15 protein-coding genes are annotated in these 18,313 nt (G+C 51.8%); 12 read left to right on the forward strand and 3 right to left on the reverse strand.

Going from position 1 to position 18,313, the window contains the following annotated elements; all coding sequences use genetic code 11:
• Window positions 1-19: 19 nt before the first annotated feature.
• Entirely contained in the window at window positions 20-856 is an 837-nt protein-coding gene (locus KTH89_RS09825) for an AraC family transcriptional regulator (protein ID WP_238721467.1), read from the reverse strand.
• Window positions 857-1,062: 206 nt separating this feature from the next.
• Between KTH89_RS09825 and KTH89_RS09830 the strand changes: the two genes are divergently transcribed.
• The 4 genes from KTH89_RS09830 to KTH89_RS09845 all read left to right on the forward strand — a co-directional run bounded on the left by KTH89_RS09830 (window position 1,063) and on the right by KTH89_RS09845 (window position 6,107).
• A complete protein-coding gene (locus tag KTH89_RS09830) occupies window positions 1,063-2,226 on the forward strand; it encodes a glycoside hydrolase family 27 protein (RefSeq protein ID WP_238721466.1) in 1,164 nt (387 codons plus the stop codon).
• A gap of 217 nt (window positions 2,227-2,443) precedes the next feature.
• Entirely contained in the window at window positions 2,444-4,153 is a 1,710-nt protein-coding gene (locus tag KTH89_RS09835) for an extracellular solute-binding protein (RefSeq protein ID WP_238721465.1), read from the forward strand.
• Window positions 4,154-4,219: 66 nt separating this feature from the next.
• The gene (locus KTH89_RS09840) at window positions 4,220-5,197 is read left to right on the forward strand and encodes an ABC transporter permease (RefSeq protein ID WP_238721464.1); all 978 of its coding nucleotides are present in this window, start codon (window positions 4,220-4,222) and stop codon (window positions 5,195-5,197) included.
• 13 nt (window positions 5,198-5,210) lie between these two features.
• The gene (locus KTH89_RS09845) at window positions 5,211-6,107 is read left to right on the forward strand and encodes a carbohydrate ABC transporter permease (RefSeq protein WP_238721463.1); all 897 of its coding nucleotides are present in this window, start codon (window positions 5,211-5,213) and stop codon (window positions 6,105-6,107) included.
• 22 nt (window positions 6,108-6,129) lie between these two features.
• On the opposite strand, the gene KTH89_RS09850 is transcribed toward KTH89_RS09845, so the two are convergent.
• On the reverse strand, window positions 6,130-7,446 hold the full coding sequence (locus KTH89_RS09850; RefSeq protein WP_238721485.1) for a replication-associated recombination protein A: 1,317 nt from the start codon (window positions 7,444-7,446) through the stop codon (window positions 6,130-6,132).
• Window positions 7,447-7,686: 240 nt separating this feature from the next.
• Here KTH89_RS09850 and KTH89_RS09855 point away from each other — a divergent pair, with 240 nt between their 5' ends.
• Together KTH89_RS09855 and KTH89_RS09860 are read left to right on the forward strand one after the other, a co-directional pair.
• The gene (locus KTH89_RS09855) at window positions 7,687-8,451 is read left to right on the forward strand and encodes a hypothetical protein (RefSeq protein WP_238721462.1); all 765 of its coding nucleotides are present in this window, start codon (window positions 7,687-7,689) and stop codon (window positions 8,449-8,451) included.
• Window positions 8,441-9,091: an ATP-binding cassette domain-containing protein gene (locus KTH89_RS09860; protein WP_238721461.1), complete on the forward strand. Its 651-nt coding sequence runs from the start codon at window positions 8,441-8,443 to the stop codon at window positions 9,089-9,091. Before KTH89_RS09855 ends, KTH89_RS09860 begins: the two co-directional genes overlap by 11 nt.
• Window positions 9,092-9,137: 46 nt before the next feature.
• Here KTH89_RS09860 and KTH89_RS09865 read toward each other — a convergent pair whose 3' ends face one another.
• The gene (locus KTH89_RS09865; RefSeq protein ID WP_158345427.1) at window positions 9,138-9,929 is read right to left on the reverse strand and encodes a ZIP family metal transporter; all 792 of its coding nucleotides are present in this window, start codon (window positions 9,927-9,929) and stop codon (window positions 9,138-9,140) included.
• An 855-nt stretch (window positions 9,930-10,784) separates the two neighbouring features.
• Here KTH89_RS09865 and KTH89_RS09870 point away from each other — a divergent pair.
• From KTH89_RS09870 to KTH89_RS09895, 6 genes are all read left to right on the forward strand, one after another.
• Window positions 10,785-11,147, forward strand: coding sequence for a BlaI/MecI/CopY family transcriptional regulator (locus tag KTH89_RS09870; RefSeq protein ID WP_238721460.1), 363 nt, complete (start codon window positions 10,785-10,787; stop codon window positions 11,145-11,147).
• A gap of 2 nt (window positions 11,148-11,149) precedes the next feature.
• On the forward strand, window positions 11,150-13,276 hold the full coding sequence (locus KTH89_RS09875; RefSeq protein ID WP_238721459.1) for a M56 family metallopeptidase: 2,127 nt from the start codon (window positions 11,150-11,152) through the stop codon (window positions 13,274-13,276).
• A 197-nt stretch (window positions 13,277-13,473) separates the two neighbouring features.
• Window positions 13,474-13,848, forward strand: coding sequence for a metallopeptidase family protein (locus KTH89_RS09880; RefSeq protein WP_238721458.1), 375 nt, complete (start codon window positions 13,474-13,476; stop codon window positions 13,846-13,848).
• A complete protein-coding gene (locus KTH89_RS09885) occupies window positions 13,845-14,621 on the forward strand; it encodes a DeoR/GlpR family DNA-binding transcription regulator (protein WP_238721457.1) in 777 nt (258 codons plus the stop codon). Before KTH89_RS09880 ends, KTH89_RS09885 begins: the two co-directional genes overlap by 4 nt.
• A gap of 172 nt (window positions 14,622-14,793) precedes the next feature.
• Entirely contained in the window at window positions 14,794-17,199 is a 2,406-nt protein-coding gene (locus KTH89_RS09890) for a glycyl radical protein (RefSeq protein WP_238721456.1), read from the forward strand.
• Between the two features lie 8 nt (window positions 17,200-17,207).
• Window positions 17,208-18,125, forward strand: a complete 918-nt coding sequence (locus KTH89_RS09895; protein ID WP_238721455.1) for a glycyl-radical enzyme activating protein — start codon at window positions 17,208-17,210, stop codon at window positions 18,123-18,125.
• Window positions 18,126-18,313 lie beyond the last annotated feature (188 nt).

The following is an 18,313-nucleotide window of genomic DNA, read 5'->3' on the forward strand; positions in this document are numbered from 1 at the left end:
CGAAGCCCCTTCGTTTCTTTCATTCTCTGTCCGGACAGGAATCATATCCAAAATTCCGAATACGGAAATGGTTTCGGTACTGGGAAGGGGATATCCCCTTTTTCTTCTGGAAAAGCCGGATAAAATATTGATAATTGCTGAACCCGCAGGAATAAACGATTTCATTGATAGAATATTCCGTTGTGGAAAGCATCTCAGCAGCGGTGGAGATACGCACGTCCATCAAATACTGCTGCACGGAAACCCCAAAGCACTCCTTAAAAACGCGGTACAAAGTGGCCCGGCTGACACAGGCGGCATGAGCGACATCGTCCACCGAGATATCGTACGAGTAGTTGCGGAAGATATAATCTGTGGCCAGAGCCGCGGTATCGTTGAGCTCCGAATCTTCGGGACGCCTGATATTACCTTTGATCGTGGACAGGAAAGAGAGAAATGCTCCCGCGATAGCGAATTCCCGTCCCGCATTCAAATATTTACTCTCCAGAATTTGACGCATATAAGCGGCGGATTTTTCCGGGTCGATGGTGGTATACACCGGCAGAGAAGGGGACAGGCCTATATTTTCTAATATATCCTCACAGTACTGGCCGCTGAAGCCGACCCAGGAATACTCCCAGGGATCGGTCTCATCAGCCAGATAGGTCACCATGGTATTCGGACATATCAGGAATCCCCAGCCGGCCTGCATGTGATAAGATTTATCTCCCAGGGAAAACCATCCCTGCCCGGAGTTGATATAGTGAAGCAGATAATGTTTACGAACAGCCGGACCAAACTGATGCTTCGGCGAACATACTTCGCTGCCGCAATAATGGATGATTAAAGGTGGTTTTTGAGCGGAATATTTCGACATGAAGGTACTCTCCTTTCAGTTTCAGTATAGCATTTATCATAAAGTTGCACAATGAATACCGGGCCCCTTGAAACAAATGGTGTAAAAAATGAATCAAAAAACAACTGTAAAAGGTGAGTTTGTTTGCTATTATGAACAATATGAACGGTTGCATAGACAACTGCTCTGGAATGGGCCAAACGCTCAGTAAGAAAAGGAGGAATATCATGTACGTAAAACGGCCGCCAATGGGCTGGAATTCCTGGAATGCATTTACGAACAAAATCAATGACGAAATCATCCGGGAGACCGCGGATGCTATGGTTGAGAGCGGGCTTGCCAAGGCAGGATACAATTATCTCGTCATCGACGATGCGTGGCTCGAGCGGGAAAGGGACAAGAAGGGAAATCTGGTGGTGTGCCTGGCCAAATTTCCCCATGGAATGAAATCGGTGGCGGACTATGTCCACAGCAAGGGGTTTAAATTCGGTATGTATTCAAGCGCCGGTATCCGCACCTGCATGGATTTTCCCGGAAGCTTCGGACATGAGTTTCAGGACGCCAAGTTTTTTGCCGATATCGGAGTCGACTTTTTAAAGTACGACTACTGTTACAAACCTTCTCAGGCGGACGGGCCGATGCTGTATAACCGGATGAGCATGGCGCTTAAAGCTACAGGCCGCGATATTGTGCTTTCGGCCTGTAACTGGGGAAGGGATGACACGCCCCAATGGGTACGTTCCACAGGCGCGGGAATGTTCCGTTCTACGAGGGATATCACGGATACCTACGAATCGATCCGCAGTATCGCGCTGAGCCAGCTTGATAATCTGCCCTACAGCGCTCCGGGATGCTTTAATGATCTGGATATGCTGGTGGCCGGGCTTTACGGAAAGGGCAGCATTGGTTTCGGCGAGGGGTGTACCGATGTGGAATACCGGCAGCACTTCGCATTCTGGTGCATGCTATCCGCGCCGTTGGTGCTGGGGATGGACATACGGTCGATGTCAGATGAAACATACCGCCTGCTGACAAACCGTGAACTGTTGGATATCGATCAGGATGAGGAAGCCAGGCCACCTTACATTCATAAGCTCCAGTTCAATGACGATGGCCTCGGGAACGAAAACATGCGTGTGCTGTTTAAACATTTGAGCGATGGAACCTACGCCATCGGGATCTTTAACTTTGGGGATGAAGATACAAAAGCCAGTGTGCGGTTCTATGATATCGGTATCGACAGCAGATGCGGATATGGTTTCCGGCTGAAGGATATTTTTACCGGGGAAGACGCCGGCACATATCATGAGATCTACACGCAGCAGATACCGGCCCACGACTGCCGGATCTATCGGGCGGAACTGGTGGAATGCGGTTATGGGGGGCTATAGACAAATCCGGTGTTATCAATGCCAAAAGCCGCTGACTCATGATGAGATCGGATTGTTCCGGCGGCTGGTTAACCGGGGCGCACAAGAATGCCTGTGCCTTAATTGCCTGGCCCGCGCTTATGGGGTGACGCAGGAGCAGCTCCGGAAGAAAATTGAGTATTTTAAAGAATTGGGTTGCTGTTTATTCTGATTTATGTGTGAAAAGGAGGATTATTGGATGAAAAAGAAAATGAAAAGAGTTGTTGCCTGTACACTATCTCTGGTTTTATTGGCGTTTAGCCTGGCCGGCTGCGGGGGGAGCAGCGACACCGATGTACCGGCAAGAAAGGACTTACCGGAGGCCGCTGCCGGTGAGCAGGAAACTGCCGGCGACGCCGGCCAGCAGTCTGCAGCCGCCGACACGTCGGAGTACAGCAAGGAGCCGGTCACCCTTACTGCGTTTGTAAATAGCGTGATGATGCCTACGGACTGGAAATGGGGCGATGATCCCACCTCCAAAAAGATTACGGAGCTGACCGGCGTCACGCTGGATATCCAGTACGCCACCACGACAGATAATATGGAGCTGAACACGATGCTGGCCTCCGGCGAAAAGCTTCCGGATTTTATCATAACACCGGCGAACGGGCCGGTACGTCCGCTGCTGGTGGATCAGGGATTTGTGCTGCCGTACAACGATCTGATCGAACAGTACGCGCCCCATTTGGGCGAGATTATGCCTAAGAATATGGATAAAATATATACGGAACCCGACGGGAAATTTTATTGTACCGTCAGTTTCTTCGGGGATGAGAACAGATATGGTGACCAGATACTGAACAGCCGGGGATCTATCAGTGTGTCCATGAATAAAAAGTATTACGATGAGATCGGCAGGCCCGATGTAAGCACGCTTGACAAGTATACGGATGCAGTTGTGCAGATGAAGGATAAACATCCCGAAATCAACAATCCTATCTATGATTACGCGCCGACCACGCCCTGGAGCCATAATTCCATGCTGAATCTGCTGGCCCGTATGTACGGGGCTACCAATGACCATTTCGAGTACTCCAACGGCAAGGTGGAAATGACGTTTATGCAGCCCTATTATAAAGAAGCGCTCCGAACTTATAACGAATGGTACCGGAAGGGCCTGATTAATCCGGAGCAGTGGGCATTCAAAAACGACCAGAAAAAGGCGGCATACGCGGATCAGGATATGCTCAGTTATTGGGGCTATTACTGGGCATTGCTCCAAGGGACGGGCAAGGTCAATGAGCTGAACTTTGAGACGATCGAATATCCTATGCCGGACGGGCGTTCCGCCGATCAGCTTAAGATCCACGACGATTATTACAGTACCGGTTATCAGGGCGTCTTTATCACAAAGGATACGGAACATCCCGACCGGTGTATCCAATATATCGATTTTCTTATGGGAGACGAGGGACAGATCCTGCAGCGTTATGGCACGGAAGGACTTACCTGGGAACCGGATGAGCACGGCCGTCCGAAGGAGACGGAACTGAAAATAAAAACCGAAGCGGAAAGTATGGAGAAGCTGCAGCGGGAGCTGGGAGTTTATAACTACAATTTCGCGTGGCTTACTTCTAACTGGGCGATTGTGTATGGAGCTCATAATACCTACAGCGCTTACCCGGGAATGCTGAAGGATTTTGAGGTGATGACTCCCCATCAGCAGAATGAAATGCTCTCTGATTTGACCTACGCGTTGACGAACACGGATGAGCTGGCGCTTCGGGAGCAGATCTACAGCACCTGGGCATCGGGGACGGCCGCGGTATGCGTGGCGGAAACAGAAGCGGATTTCGAGACCGCCTATGATAAGTTTATCAGTGATATGAAGCACTCCGGCGTGGACACCCTTTGCGAATATTTCCAGGCGAACTATGATCACTGGGTATCGCTTGGTATCGGACAATAATCATAACTTAAAACGTTCCCGGCCCGAAAATACCGGACCGGGAACGAAAGTAGGAGGTTAGCGTACATGAAACATCAAAATGGGAAGGAAGGCCGGACCGCAGAAAAGCAGAACCTGCCGAAAGCTAAAAAACAAAGCTTCTGGCATCAACTGAGACGTCAATGGGAATTACAGCTGATGGTGGTGCCCGCGCTGCTGGCGCTGGCTCTGTTCGCGATTATCCCTCTGTTTGGCCTGCAGATCGCATTCAAGGATTATAAACTAAATTCCGGTATCTGGGGAAGCGCCTGGGTGGGATTGAAACATTTTAAAATGTTTTTTACGGACCCCAATGTGCTTCCCGTGCTCTGGAATACGGTGGGCCTCTCCTTTATCAAAGCCTTTTTCACCATTCCCCTGCCGGTTATTTTTGCCCTTCTGCTGAATGAGGTGGTACATACCAAGTTCAAGAAAACGGTTCAGACCATCAGTTACTTTCCATATTTCCTGGCCTGGTCCGTAGTCGCGCTTATGGCCACGACCTGGCTGTCGCCCAATGGCTTTATCAATGGATTGCTGGTATCGGCCGGAATTTTAAAAGACCCCTATTTTTTTCTGGGGAAGCCGGAAGCGTTCTGGGGAATATCCATAACGCTGGACGTCTGGAAAAACCTGGGATATTCGTCCATCATTTACCTGGCGGCCATGGCTAACGTGGACCAGGAAGTTACGGAGGCGGCGGTAATAGACGGAGCGGGCCGGTTCAAGCGGATTCTGCATGTCACCATGCCTGCGATTTTGCCGACGGTGATGATATTGCTGATTATCAACGTAGGGAATCTGCTGCGGGGCGGTTCCAACTTTGACATCAGTTACAACCTGATGAATTCCTTAAACCAGCCGCGCTCAGAGATCCTGGACACATATGTGCTGAAAATGGGAGTTTCTATGGGGCGGTTTTCTTACGCGACGGCAATCGGCCTGCTCCAATCTATCGTAGCGTCTATCCTGCTGGTGACATCCAACGCGATCAGTAAGCTGACCACGGGCGAGAGCTATTTTTAAGGGGGGAGCCTATATGAATAATCGAAAGAGCTGGCAAAAATTTGGTTTGCCGGATGTGATGATATACCTGATACTTGCGTTGCTTACCTTTGTGATGCTGTTTCCGTTCTGGAACGCGGTCGTTCTATCCTTCAACGACGGAAAAGACGCGATGATGGGAGGCGTTTACTTTTGGCCGCGTAAATTCACACTGGCGAATTACACCCAGGTATTCAAGAATTTGTCTATCTGGCGGGCCTTTGGCGTCTCGGTGGCCCGTACGGCGCTGTCCACCGCCTTAAGTCTGCTGGTCACCTCTATGTTCGCGTATGCGGCCAGCAAATCCTATCTGAAACTTCGTAAATTCTATATGATACTGCTGCTGATCGCCATGTTCTTCAATGGAGGCATCATTCCCGTTTTCCTTGCTATCCGCAGCTATGGGCTCATCAACAACTTTTTGGTGTACATCCTTCCGGGAGTGTTCAATGCGTTTTATGCCCAGATATTTATTTCTTTTTTCAAAGGACTGCCGGAGAGCCTGTTTGAGTCGGCGCGTATAGACGGCGCCAGGGAATTTACCATCTATACGCGCATCGTGCTGCCGCTGTCCAAACCGGTGCTGGCGGCAGTAGGGCTGTTTACCGCGGTATTCAACTGGAACGCGTGGTACGATAACATGCTCTATGTCAAAAATGAGAGTCTGAACACACTCTCTTATCTGTTCGTGAAAATGATAAAGGCCCAGGAGACCATGGAAAATATGGCCGCAAGCTCCGGGGTGGCGGATCTGGCTAATGTAAGCGGCGTCAGCTCCACAACGCTGCAGCTGGCGACTATGGTGGTTGCCGTGCTTCCCATTATGTGTATTTATCCATTTATGCAGAAATATTTCGCGACCGGTATGATGATCGGCTCCGTAAAAGGATAAGTATGCCGCCTGGTCCGCAGCGTCACAGCCGCTTCCTCAGTTCCTCGATGCGTTCCATTTTCTCTTTTGCCTCAGCCTCCATTCCCTGGCCGGTAGGACGGTAATAGTTCCGCCCTGAGAGGGAATCCGGCAGACACTGCATGGAGGTCAGTTTTTCAGCGGTGTCGTGGGCGTACTGGTAACCCTTGCCATAATCCAGATCGTGCATCAGCTTCGTGGGGGCATTGCGGATCTGCAGGGGTACCGGCTCCGCCAGCATCTGCAGCGCGTCCGTTTTGGCTTCCTCGTAGGCCACATACAGCGCGTTGGATTTGGGAGCCAGCGTCAGATAGGTGACTGCGTGGGTCAGATTCACGTTGCACTCGGGCATCCCGTTAAAGTGGCAGGCCTGGTAGGCAGCCACGGCGATCTCTAACGCGCGGCTGTCCGCGATTCCGATATCCTCGCTGGCGAAACGGATCAGACGGCGCGCCACGTAGAGCGGGTCCTCCCCAGCCTCCAGCATACGGGCCAGCCAGTAGACCGCGGCCTGAACGTCGGAATTGCGCATGGATTTGTGCAGGGCGGAGATCAGGTTATAATGTTCCTCTCCATTTTTATCATAGAGCAGCGACTTACGGCTGATGCACTGTTCCAGGATTTCCGGGGTGACCACGGTTTCCGTACCCTGAATATCCCCGTTGATCACGGCCATTTCCAGGGTGTTCAAGGCGGTGCGGGCGTCCCCGTTGGCGAATCCGGCGATCATCCGCAGCAGGTCTTCACTGATGCGGATCTTCTGGCTGCCAAGCCCCCGCTCGGATTCCAGGGCGTGCTGCAGCAGCAGATACAGATCGTCGGAGGAGAGCGCGTGCAGTACGAAAACCTTGCAGCGGGACAGAAGAGCGGAGTTGATCTCAAAAGACGGGTTCTCCGTCGTAGCTCCGATCAGAATGATGCTTCCCTTCTCCACATAGGGGAGAAAGGCGTCCTGCTGGGCCTTGTTAAAGCGGTGAATTTCGTCTACGAAAAGCAGCGTACGCTCCCCGGACATCCGGTTCGCTTCCGCCTGGGCCATCACGGTTTTGATCTCCTTAATTCCGCTGGTGACGGCGCTGAAATCCACAAAATTACTTCTGGTGGTACCGGCGATGATTCTGGCCAAAGTGGTTTTCCCGACACCGGGAGGCCCCCAGAATATCATAGATGAAATATTATCCTGCTCGATCAGCTGACGCAGAATCCGGCCCTTGCCCAGCAGGTGCTGCTGACCGACGAATTCCTTCAGGGATTCCGGCCGCAGACGGCTGGCCAGAGGGGTGGACTTTGGACGGTCATCAAAGAGGGAAAGCTGTTCCAATTCAATCACTTCCTTTTCTCCATGTTATTTGGAGTCCATGAATTTATTGTAGCAGATGCCGGACAATTTACAATATGTAAATAAACGAAAGAAAAGGCGTGAAAGAAATCATACCGGAGAGGAAAAGAGGAAATTATAAGAAATCGTCTAAAATATAATAACAAATCGGAAACAAAATAGACACAGGTTTCTGTTATACTATTCTTAATCATGTTCGTAACCTGAAAAGGGGGGAGCCGGTTGGGAAAATTAATGCGGATAGAGCTTCTAAAAGCGGTAAGAAACAGATATCTGTGGATAACCTTTGGCGCTGTACTGGCGGTTGGCGCCATACAGTGCGCTTATCTGCTCTGGAGCCTCGGGAACGGGGCCGTAGCGGGCAGCGGGGCATCAGATCTTTCGGTAAGGAGTACAGGGCTTTCGATGACACGCGCAATCAGTTCGCTGCTGGTCATGTGTCCCTACGGCTGGTCCTATCTTGCGGAGACCAGACACGGATATTGGAAGCAGATCATCACGCGCACGGGCAGAAAGAATTACGTACTGGCCAAGTATGCGGTCATATTTTTAACCAGTGGGTTTGCGGCCACCGTGCCGTTAACGTTACAGATGACTGCTGAATACGGGATCCGATGGCGCTATTTGGATCTGGAGCTTCCGGGATTTGTACATAATCCGGTTCTGAGCGTGTTGTTATATTTTATCGGAGAATGGATTCTGAGCGGTTTGATGGCCGGTTTTGGACTGATGATCTCCATGTTCTGCAAACATATGGCGGCGGCCATAGGAATTCCGGGGCTGTTCTGTCTGCTGTACCGCCTGGCCAACGCTGGGCTGTTTTCCCACCTGGCATCGTCGGGAACAGGGGATGGTACGGCGCTTGTTTTCCAGGGCATACTGCTGGGGGAGGTCCTGCTTCTCTTTGCGGTGACACTGCCGGTCTGCGTATATCGCGGAGAGCACCTGGATGTGCTGGAGGAAGGGAGCAGGGCGGATGAAAATTAAACATACGGAAATCGAGACGGAGCAGCTGACGAAAGTGCTGCATAATCAGAAGGTGATAGACCAGACAGACGCCTACTTTGAAGGCGGCAGAGTATATGGAATACAGGGGGACAGCGGTTCCGGAAAAACCGTATTTCTAAGCATGCTGTGCGGCCTGGTGCGGCCCACTTCCGGCAGCATCCAGATTAATCAAAAGCTGCTGGGAACCGATATTATGCAGCCGGACAGCGTAGGAATCATGATCGGCAGGCCTGTCTTCTTAAAAGAATATACCGGATTCCAAAATCTGCAGCTGCTGGCGGCTGTCAGGCGGGAGATATCCAACACCCACATCCGAAAGATGATGGATTTTGTAAAACTGGGAAGCAATGAACGGAGGCGGTATGGGGCGTATACCCCCCAGATGGCCCAGCGGTTAGGTATCGCCGCCGCATTTATGGAACAGCCGGATATCCTGCTGTTAGACGGAGCTACTTCCGAGCTGGATCCGGGAGGTGTGGATATGCTGATGGATCTGATCCGCAGAGCCAGAGAGCGTGACGCGCTGATTATAATAAGCGACCGGAACGAAGGTTTTCTAAGAGAATTAAGCGATGAGATCTACTATCTGTCGGAGGGAAGTCTATCGGCCGGCGCCTGATGACAAAGAGCAAAGCAAAGGGGCTGTGAAAAACAGCCCCTTACATTCAGCCCAAAGCCACGTCAAGAATCATCATAATCAGAAATCCGGCCATGACGCCCAGGGTACCCACATGGGAATGTTCGCCCAGATGCGCTTCCGGAATCAGTTCCTCCACCACCACATACAGCATGGCTCCGGCGGCGAAGGACAGAAGCCAGGGCATCAGCGGCTGGATACCGCCGGCGATCAGTACCGTCAGGATACCGAACACGGGTTCCACAAAACCGGACAAGCTGCCATATACGAATGCTCTTCCCGTGGAGACGCCCTCCTGCCGAAGCGGCAGCGAGATCGCCGCGCCCTCCGGAAAGTTCTGGATGCCGATGCCGATGGCCAGAGCCATAGCGGCCGCGTACATCGCGGGATCATTGCCGTGCTGTGCGGCCAGTGCAAAAGAAAGGCCAACCGCCATTCCCTCAGGAATATTATGCAGAGTCACCGCCAGGACCAGCAGGGTTGTCCGTTTCCAGGTGGAGGAAGGTCCCTCCGGAGACGACGAATCCGGATGCAGATGCGGCAGCACATTATCCATCAGCATCAGGAACGCGATCCCCAGAATGAATCCCCCCGCAGCCGGCATCCAACCGATCATACCGGAGGCCTCGGCCTCCTCAATAGCCGGAATCAATAAAGACCAAACCGACGCGGCGATCATAACGCCCGCAGCGAACCCCAAAAACACGCGCTGTATATTTACATTCGACTTTTTGCGAAAAAAGAAAACCATAGCTGCGCCCAGACTGGTCATAAGAAAAGTAAACCCGGTACCGCCGGCAGCCCACAATACAGATTGCATATCGAAATCCCCCTTTTCAATTTAAAGTACAAAATCCGGACTTTTATCTAAGAGTATACCGGATTTTCTTCATTTTAACCTGTTTTTCCGAAATATACAAGGGGGGAGGAGAGGGCGATTTTTTTAAAGGGCCGGAGCGGTCAGGCGCGAGGGCGGCCGGGGGGATGGGGATGATAAGAATGGGAATCGGAACCGCTTGGGGCTTGCTTGGGAACGGGGCAGACGGCGGGAGTGCTTCGCAGAGTCTGGGCGGTTCTTCTTCCTGAGTTTGGGTTGGCCGGCCGCTTCAGACGGAGGGACCGTGGGCGGTTTCCGGGGAGGCTCCCGGCTTTGGGGCTCTTTTGTGTCTCCCCGGGAGCGCGGAGGGCTTGCGCTGGCACCCGCTAAGGGAAATCGGAAAGCCGGGTTCAGGAACCGAGCCTATTCACCAGGAACACATGAGGTGTTCCCGGTTCAGAGGCTCTTGCCCGTCGGACGTGAAGTCCGCCGGTCATCCTGAACTCGGCTTTCCGATTTCCCTAAGCGGGTGCTCAGCCGCCCTATGCGCTCCCGAGGAGACACAAAAGAGTCCCAAAGCCGGGAGCCTCCCCGGAAACCACCCACGGTCCCTCCATCTGAATCGGCCGGCCAACCCAAACCCAGGGAAGAATCGCCCAGACTCTGCGAAGCACTCCCGCCGTCTGTCCCGTTCCCAAGCAAGCCCCAAGCAGTTCCGATTCCCATTCTTACCATCCCCCTCCCCCCGGCGGCTGCGCCCGCACTTTGTCTTCCGCGGCTGCACCCACATATGGACAGTAGTGTCTATTTGTGTTAGACTAATTATAGTCTAATGGTATACGACAGGAGGATGATCCTATGGAACAATATAAACTGGGGGAAATGGAGCAGAAATTTGCCGACATGATTTGGGCCAACGAGCCGGTTAGCTCCCGTGCACTCACAGAGCTGTGCGAGGCGGAGTTTTCGTGGAAGCGTACCACGACTTATACTATGCTGAAACGGCTTTGCGACCGGGGGATTTTTGCAAACAACAGCGGTACGGTTACGGCGCTGATGAGTAAGGCGGAGTTTGGCGCCGCGCAGGGTGAACAGTTTTTAAAGGATGCCTTTAACGGTTCTCTGCCACAGTTTTTAGCGGCATTTACTCGCAGAAAAAAGCTGACGGCAAAAGAGATTGCCGATATTCAGAGGCTTATTGACAATCACAAGGAGGGGTAGCCATGCTTGACGCCTTATTCTTACAAATTCTCAATATGAGCTTTACGGCAAGCTTTGTCATTATCTTTGTACTGCTTGCGCGGATATTGCTGAAAAAATCGCCCAAGGTCTTATCCTATGCTCTCTGGTCGGTGGTGCTGTTTCGACTGGTTTGTCCTTTTTCTTTTGAAAGTGTATTGAGCCTGTTGCCGGCCAATACGAACCCAATCCCCAGCGATATTGGAATGATGGCTGTACCCCAGATTAACACGGGATTGCCGGCGCTTAATAACGCCGTCAACTCCAATTTGCCCGCCGCCACGCCGGCAGCTAGCGTTAATCCTGTGCAGATTTGGATATTTGCAGGCCGGGTTTTGTGGCTCGCCGGTATTGCAGTTTTGCTCATTTACAGCTTGGCTATGCTCTTACAGCTAACAAAGAAACTGAAAAACGCTGTTCATGACAGAGACAATATTTATCTTTCGGATCAAATTGACACTGCCTTTGTATTAGGTGCTTTTCGTCCTAAAATTTATTTGCCGTCGTATCTTGGCGATACCCAGCGTGACTATATCCTGCTCCATGAGCAGACCCATATCAGGCGGCTTGACCATATCGTGAAACTGGCAGGATTCTTTGTTCTTCTTCTGCACTGGTTTAATCCGCTTGTGTGGATTGCCTTTTATGCAAGCGGCAAAGACATGGAGATGTCCTGTGATGAAGCGGTAGTGAAAAAGCTGGGCAATGGTGTAAAAAAAGACTATTCCACCTCGCTTTTGAGTCTTGCTACAGGCAGAAAAATCGTAGGAGGCACCCCTCTTGCCTTTGGTGAGGGGGATACAAGGGGCAGAATCAAAAATGTGCTGAACTATAAAAAGCCGGCCTTTTGGGTAGTTGTTTTGTCGGCAATTGCGGCCGTATCGGTCGGAGTGGGCTTGACGGCGAATCCGAAAGAGGAAAGACCGGGCTTTGCGGGGGTAAATGCTGTCATTCTTGAAATAGACAAAGATAATCAAAGCATGACGGTCGAAGGTATAGATGAAAATAGCGTGATCGGTGACAGGTGTATCATAACATGGGAAAAAGATGCCTTGATTACCCTTGCCACAAACAGTAAGCCGACGCAGCTCTCTTTGGATGATTTCTCAGTTGGAGATTATGTCGTATTGTTTATTGGCGAGGTAGAAGAAACTTACCCCACAAGGGCGACTGCCGGCAGTATTCAGCTAAAGCCAAGTGAAGCGAGTGAGATTGTCGCTTTGCGCCCTATGGTAATGATTCATGGAGACTTGTATCTGGACACAGGCAGGGAAGGCCCGATGGGAGCGGCGAATCAAGTTGACGGCACCATTAAAACCAATGTTTCTCCAAACAAAAAACCGACGGAACACGAGCAATCAAACTTTGGATGTGTTGGCAGTGAATATACGGTTGGGAATGGTTTTGTCCAAGTGAATATAGATGGAAAGTGGATTGTCTTTGAACTTGAGAGACAGGACGCTTCCAGCGTCGAATACTCCATTGCAATGCTTGATAAAAATAGTGCGCTTTCCTGGAGTACGGCGGCAAATTCCAAACTTGCGAGAGACATCTTGATGAATGCCTTAGTAAAATCGGAGACATGGGAGGGCGTAGACGTTGCCTCGCTGAAGGAATACTTTCTTATCCGCCGGAGCTTCCCCGAAACGGATGAGGTGCATGACTATTATGCCTATCGTCTGCCCGATGGCACCGCGGTGCTGCAAACAGGCGCAAAAGGACGGTATAGCGTTCTTTCGGATGATCTTTACGAATCACTTGCAAAGCATGTAGTTTATTCCGGTACAGATGATTCTTCCCGAGTAGCCGCAGAGGCAAATTATAGCCGGAGCCTTAGTGCCGAAGAACTTGCACAAACAGAGGATGTTGTCCGAAATTATTTCACAGTTGACGCCCCATATTATGAGGGGGTAGTCTCTATTGAGCTTATGCCGGATGATTCGGCGTTGTATCAAAATGCAGGTATCGAAGGTAAATACGAGGCCGGCAACATCATTATTTATAAGGTCCTCACCGGTAAAGATAAAAAGAACCATAATCCCGAACGCACTGCCAGTGTTGCAAGAAGCTCAAAAGATTCTGCTTGGGAATTGATAAATCATGGGTTTTGAATTTTATCAGTTATAACTGATAAAATTAAACTTTTTGTGTTGATATTTCGTTATAAACTGGATATGCTGTAATTTGTCAAAGGAAAGGAAGCGCAGTTCAGACTGACTGCGCCGGGTGGTTTTCCACCTCCATTATGTGTTATACTGTACGAAAATAGTAACCCGAGGTTGGATTAGTGTAAAGTGAGGAATTCTGCTTGGAGATAGATCGGTTTTCGGAGATGCTGAATGAGATAGCCGGCGAGATGCCGAAAGAATTTTTTGAGGAGTTGAACGGGGGTATTGTGCTGAAGGAGGAGCGTAAGCTGCATCCGCAGAGCAGGAATGAGGAATTGTGCATTTTGGGGGAGTATCATAGGGACAAGTATCTGGGAAGATTTATTACGATTTATTATGGATCTTTTATGCAGGTGTACGGATATATGACGGAGGAGGCGCTTCGTAAGAGGGTGCGTAAGACGGTGCTGCACGAGTTCAGACATCACCTGGAGTCGCTGGCAGGGGAAAGGGATCTGGAGGTTGAGGATGCGATTCAGATCGCCCGGTATAAGGAGAGGGGGAATGAACGGTGACTGCGGAGAGGAATTTCCGGCAGGAGCGGCTGGTTTATATTTTAAGGGAATTGGATGAGAAACAGTGCGTGAGAATCTCGAATCTGGCCAGGAGCCTGCATGTGTCGGAAGTGACGGTCCGGCAGGACCTGACTATGCTGGAAGGGGAAGGGCTGGTCAGGAGAGTACATGGGGGAGCGGTTAAGGCCGGGGATAGTATTTACCGGAAGGATACAAGGGAGACGGTGTACAGAAACGCCGCGGCTAAGATCGCGATAGCGAGAAGGGCTTACCGGGAGCTGCGGGCCCATGATACGGTTCTGATCGACGATTCGTCTACCTGCCTGTATCTGGTACAGCTGATGAAGGAAGAAGGGGTTCCGTTAACGGTGGTTACGAATTCTGTGATCGCGGCTGGGGAATTGATGAATCTGGATCATGTGAGGCTGTTCATGATCGGCGGGGAGGTGTTCGGGAATCTGGCGGCTACTGCCGGTGAGACCGGGGAGCGGGAAGTTTTGGATTATCACGCGGATATCCTGTTTATGGGGGCAAACGGGGTGGATGTGGATGCGGGGGTTACGGTGATCGGCTATCCCCAGATGATGATGAAAAAGGCCATGCGTAAGTGCGCCAAGAGGACGGTTCTGCTGGCGGACGGCGGGAAGCTTGGGAAGCGGTATCTGTCGGAGGTGTGCGCGCTTTCCGGGGTGGATATGATTATTACGGATGGGGCGGCAGATCGGGCGTACTGCGGCCGTATGGGGGAATTGGTACCGGTGATTATTTCCTGAAACCGAAAGAAATCTGAGGATAACTTTCGGTTTCTTTTTATTTGACGGAAATACAAGGAGAGCCGGCATTGCGGGGGCAGCCGGCGGATGCTATGATCGGGATAGAAGAAAAAAAGGATCTATCTGGTTTTATCGGGATCTGTCTGGTTTCATAGTAGAAAGGGGAATTTTTATGGATAAAAAATGGCTGCCCAAAGGACTGACGCGGGCGGAGCGGACGGAGTTCTTAAATGGAAGAATGCGGGGAGTGAAGCCTGCCATCTGCGTGGAGCGGGCCAGGCTGGTTACGGAAAGCTACCGGCGGACAGAAGGAGAGCCTTATATTCTGCGGCGGGCAAAGGCGCTTAAGTACCTGCTGGAGCAGATGACTATATTTATCGATCAGGAGGAGCTGATCGTAGGAAATCATGCATCGAAGCCCAGGTGCGCCCCTGTATTTCCGGAATTTGGCATGTTCGACAGAAGGGAACTGGATCTGATGCCGGTGCGAAAGGTGGATACCCTTCAGATTACGGAGGAAGATAAAGAGTATCTGCTGAATGAGATTTTCCCTTATTGGAAAACCATCAATACGGGGGAGCGTTCCAAGTATTATTTTGACCCCAGGATTCTGGAGGTGCTGGATTCCCCATACCGGGTATTTAATCCCTTAAGCCGTACCCGCAGCGGACACGGCCATTATCTGCCGGATGTACGAATGATCGTGCGCTTCGGGTTCTGCCGGGTGGAAACGCAGATCCGGCAGTATATGGAGCAGATGGATTACTGTGATCCGGAGTATGCGGAAAAAATGCAGTTTTATCAGGCGGCCCTGATCTGCATCGAAGGGGTTAAGAGCTTTCAGCTTCGCTTTGCCGCTTTGGCATCGAAGATGGCGGAACAGGAGAAGGATGACAGGAGGAGAAGGGAACTGGAACTGATCGCGGGAGTCTGCAGCCAGGTTCCGTATTATCCGGCCAGGAATTATCACGAAGCGGTACAGTCTTATTGGTTCGTGATGCTGATTGATTATTGCCATCAGAATGGCTCGTCGATCTCGGGCGGCCGGATCGACCAGCTTTTTCGGCCTTACTATGAGCGGGAGATACAGGAGGGGACCCTGACGCGGGAGGAAGCCAGGGAGATCCTGGAGGCCCTCTGGGTAAAACACAGCGATGTGATCAAGGCCGGGACGTATTCCAGCGTGCGCAATAACGGAGGGTTCTCTACCGCCTGCAACGTGGTGGTGGGCGGACTGGATGAAAATGGAGAGAATGCGGTCTGCGATTTTACCTATGTGTGTCTGGACGCGGAAGAGTCGGTATTTAATTCGGAGCCAAATACCAGTATCCGCCTGTCTTCCAAGAATCCGGACGCATATGTGAAAAGGGTGATTGAAATTCTGGTGAAAAAGGAAGGCGGGAAGATGCCGTTTTTCAATGACGACCTGATTATCGAAGCCCTGGAAAAAGACGGCCTTACCCATGAAGAGGCTCTGGATTATGCGATCGTTGGATGTGTGGAGCCCACCGGTTACGGGAATACCATGGGCAGCACCAATGCGGGATTTTTTAACATTGCCAAATGCTTTGAACTGGCGCTGTTCGACGGGGTCTGCCAGATGTCAGGAGTGCAGATGGGCCCGAAAACCGGCAGTCTTGTGGATTTTGCAAGCTTTGATGAGCTGTTGAACGCTTTCCGGACACAGCTGGATTATTTTGTATCCATGCTGGTGTGTTCCCTGAACTGCACGGAGAAGTTAATCGGTGACTATGGCCCTCACATTTTCAGCTCCCTGCTGCTGGACGGCTGTCTGGAAAATGGAAGGGACTGTACGAGAGGCGGGGCGAAGTATAATTATATCGGCGTGCAGGGCGTGGGCATCGCCGATGTGGGAGATTCCCTCGCCGCCATAAAGAAGCTGGTCTATGAGGAGAAGCGGATTGACCGCCGCACACTGGCGGAGGCGCTTCAGAATGATTTCCGGGATCAGGAGGTTTTGCGGCAGATTCTGCTAAACCGTGCGCCGAAGTATGGAAACGACATCGATGAGGCGGATGACATGACCGCCTATGTGGGCAGGCTGTATTGCGACAGCGTGAACTGCAGAACAACGGTGCGGGGCGGACGGTTCCGGGCTGGCCTGTTCTGCCTTTCCTCTAACACGCCGCTGGGACGGCAGGTGTGCGCGCTGCCAAGCGGCAGGCTGTCGGGGACTCCCCTGGGAGACGGAGGTATCTCACCCAAACACGGCATGGATACCCACGGCCCTACCGCCGCGGCCAGGTCGGTGGCAAAAGTTCTGCATACCCAGGCGTTAAACGGAGTGAATTATAATATGAAATTTCTCCCGTCCGTATTGAAAACGGAGGAAGACCGTCAGAAACTGGTCGATTTGATCCGTACCTATTTCGATCTGGGAGGGATGCATATTCAATTTAATATCCTGACCAGGGAAAAACTGCTGGACGCCCAGGCGCATCCGGACCGGCACAGAAGCCTGGTGTTACGGGTAGCGGGATACAGCGCGTTCTTTGTGGAGCTGGATAAAGACATCCAGGATGAAATCATCAGCAGAACCGTGCATGGAGGATGTTAGGAGGAGCGATGGAAGAGAGCAGAGGAAATGTGTTCGATATACAAAGATACAGCATTCACGATGGGGACGGCATCCGCACCGTAATCTTTTTGAAAGGATGTCCGCTGCGCTGCCGTTGGTGTTCCAACCCGGAATCCCAGAGCGGCGGGCCGCAGCTCTTTTATTCCCAGTCTCGGTGCATCCGGTGCCTCTCCTGTGTAAAAGCCTCGGCGGACGGCGAGATTACGGCAGACGGCCGGGAGCCGGTGATCCATTGGCTAAAATGCGGCGGGGAGACAGCCTTAAAATTAGCCGAAGCCTGTCCGGCGGACGCCCTGCTCATCAAAGGCAGGGAGATGACCATAGAGGAGGTCATGCAGGTGATCCGAAGGGACCGCATGTTTTATGAAAGGAGCGGGGGCGGGGTTACGCTCTCCGGGGGAGAGCCGTTACTGCAGCCGGACTTTGCAAAAGGCCTGCTGAAAGCCTGCCGTCAGGAGGGTTTCTCCACCGCGGTCGAGACGACCGGCCATGTGCCCTGGGAAAATATATCCGGCATCCTTCCCTTTACGGATTTGTTCCTTTATGATTTTAAAAGCCCGGACCCGGATATTCATCGGGACTGGACCGGCGTGGATAATAAACGGATTCTTCAGAATCTACAACAGCTAAAAACAGCGGGGGCCAATATCCATGTCCGTATCCCGGTTATCCCAGGCATGAACGATCAGCCCGAAACTCTGCGTAAAATGGCCGGTATGCTGGATCGGCTGGGAATCGGGACCAGAAGCCTGCTGCCGTTTCACCAGTACGGCAGCGGAAAATACCGTTCCTGCGGCATGGCCTATTCCATGGAGGAAGTTCAACCGTTACCGGAAACGCGCATGGCGGAATTGGAAGAGGTATTTGCTGGTACTTCCCCGGGTTTGGGTATGCCCGCTGTTTAAGGCAGGGGTGCGTGCCGGTGTCCCGGGATGCTCCGGGCAGCCGGATTCCTTTGTGTCTCCCCGGGAGCGCGGAGGGCTTGCGCTGGCACCCGCTAAGTGAAATCGGAAAGCCGGGTTCAGGAACCGAGCCTATTCACCAGGAACACGTGATGTGTTCCCGGTTCAGAGGCTCTTGCCCGTCGGACGTG

It is taken from the genome of Diplocloster agilis (genome assembly GCF_019042275.1).
Taxonomy (GTDB): domain Bacteria; phylum Bacillota; class Clostridia; order Lachnospirales; family Lachnospiraceae; genus Diplocloster; species Diplocloster agilis.

Excerpts from the sequence above, each read along its gene's own strand:
- KTH89_RS09825 (WP_238721467.1), bottom strand. The coding sequence starts at position 856 with ATGTCGAAATATTCCGCTCAAAAACCACCTTTAATCATCCATTATTGC.
- KTH89_RS09830 (WP_238721466.1), top strand. The coding sequence starts at position 1,063 with ATGTACGTAAAACGGCCGCCAATGGGCTGGAATTCCTGGAATGCATTT.
- KTH89_RS09835 (WP_238721465.1), top strand. The coding sequence starts at position 2,444 with ATGAAAAAGAAAATGAAAAGAGTTGTTGCCTGTACACTATCTCTGGTT.
- KTH89_RS09840 (WP_238721464.1), top strand. The coding sequence starts at position 4,220 with ATGAAACATCAAAATGGGAAGGAAGGCCGGACCGCAGAAAAGCAGAAC.
- KTH89_RS09845 (WP_238721463.1), top strand. The coding sequence starts at position 5,211 with ATGAATAATCGAAAGAGCTGGCAAAAATTTGGTTTGCCGGATGTGATG.
- KTH89_RS09860 (WP_238721461.1), top strand. The coding sequence starts at position 8,441 with ATGAAAATTAAACATACGGAAATCGAGACGGAGCAGCTGACGAAAGTG.
- KTH89_RS09865 (WP_158345427.1), bottom strand. The coding sequence starts at position 9,929 with ATGCAATCTGTATTGTGGGCTGCCGGCGGTACCGGGTTTACTTTTCTT.
- KTH89_RS09870 (WP_238721460.1), top strand. The coding sequence starts at position 10,785 with ATGGAACAATATAAACTGGGGGAAATGGAGCAGAAATTTGCCGACATG.
- KTH89_RS09875 (WP_238721459.1), top strand. The coding sequence starts at position 11,150 with ATGCTTGACGCCTTATTCTTACAAATTCTCAATATGAGCTTTACGGCA.
- KTH89_RS09890 (WP_238721456.1), top strand. The coding sequence starts at position 14,794 with ATGGATAAAAAATGGCTGCCCAAAGGACTGACGCGGGCGGAGCGGACG.
- KTH89_RS09895 (WP_238721455.1), top strand. The coding sequence starts at position 17,208 with ATGGAAGAGAGCAGAGGAAATGTGTTCGATATACAAAGATACAGCATT.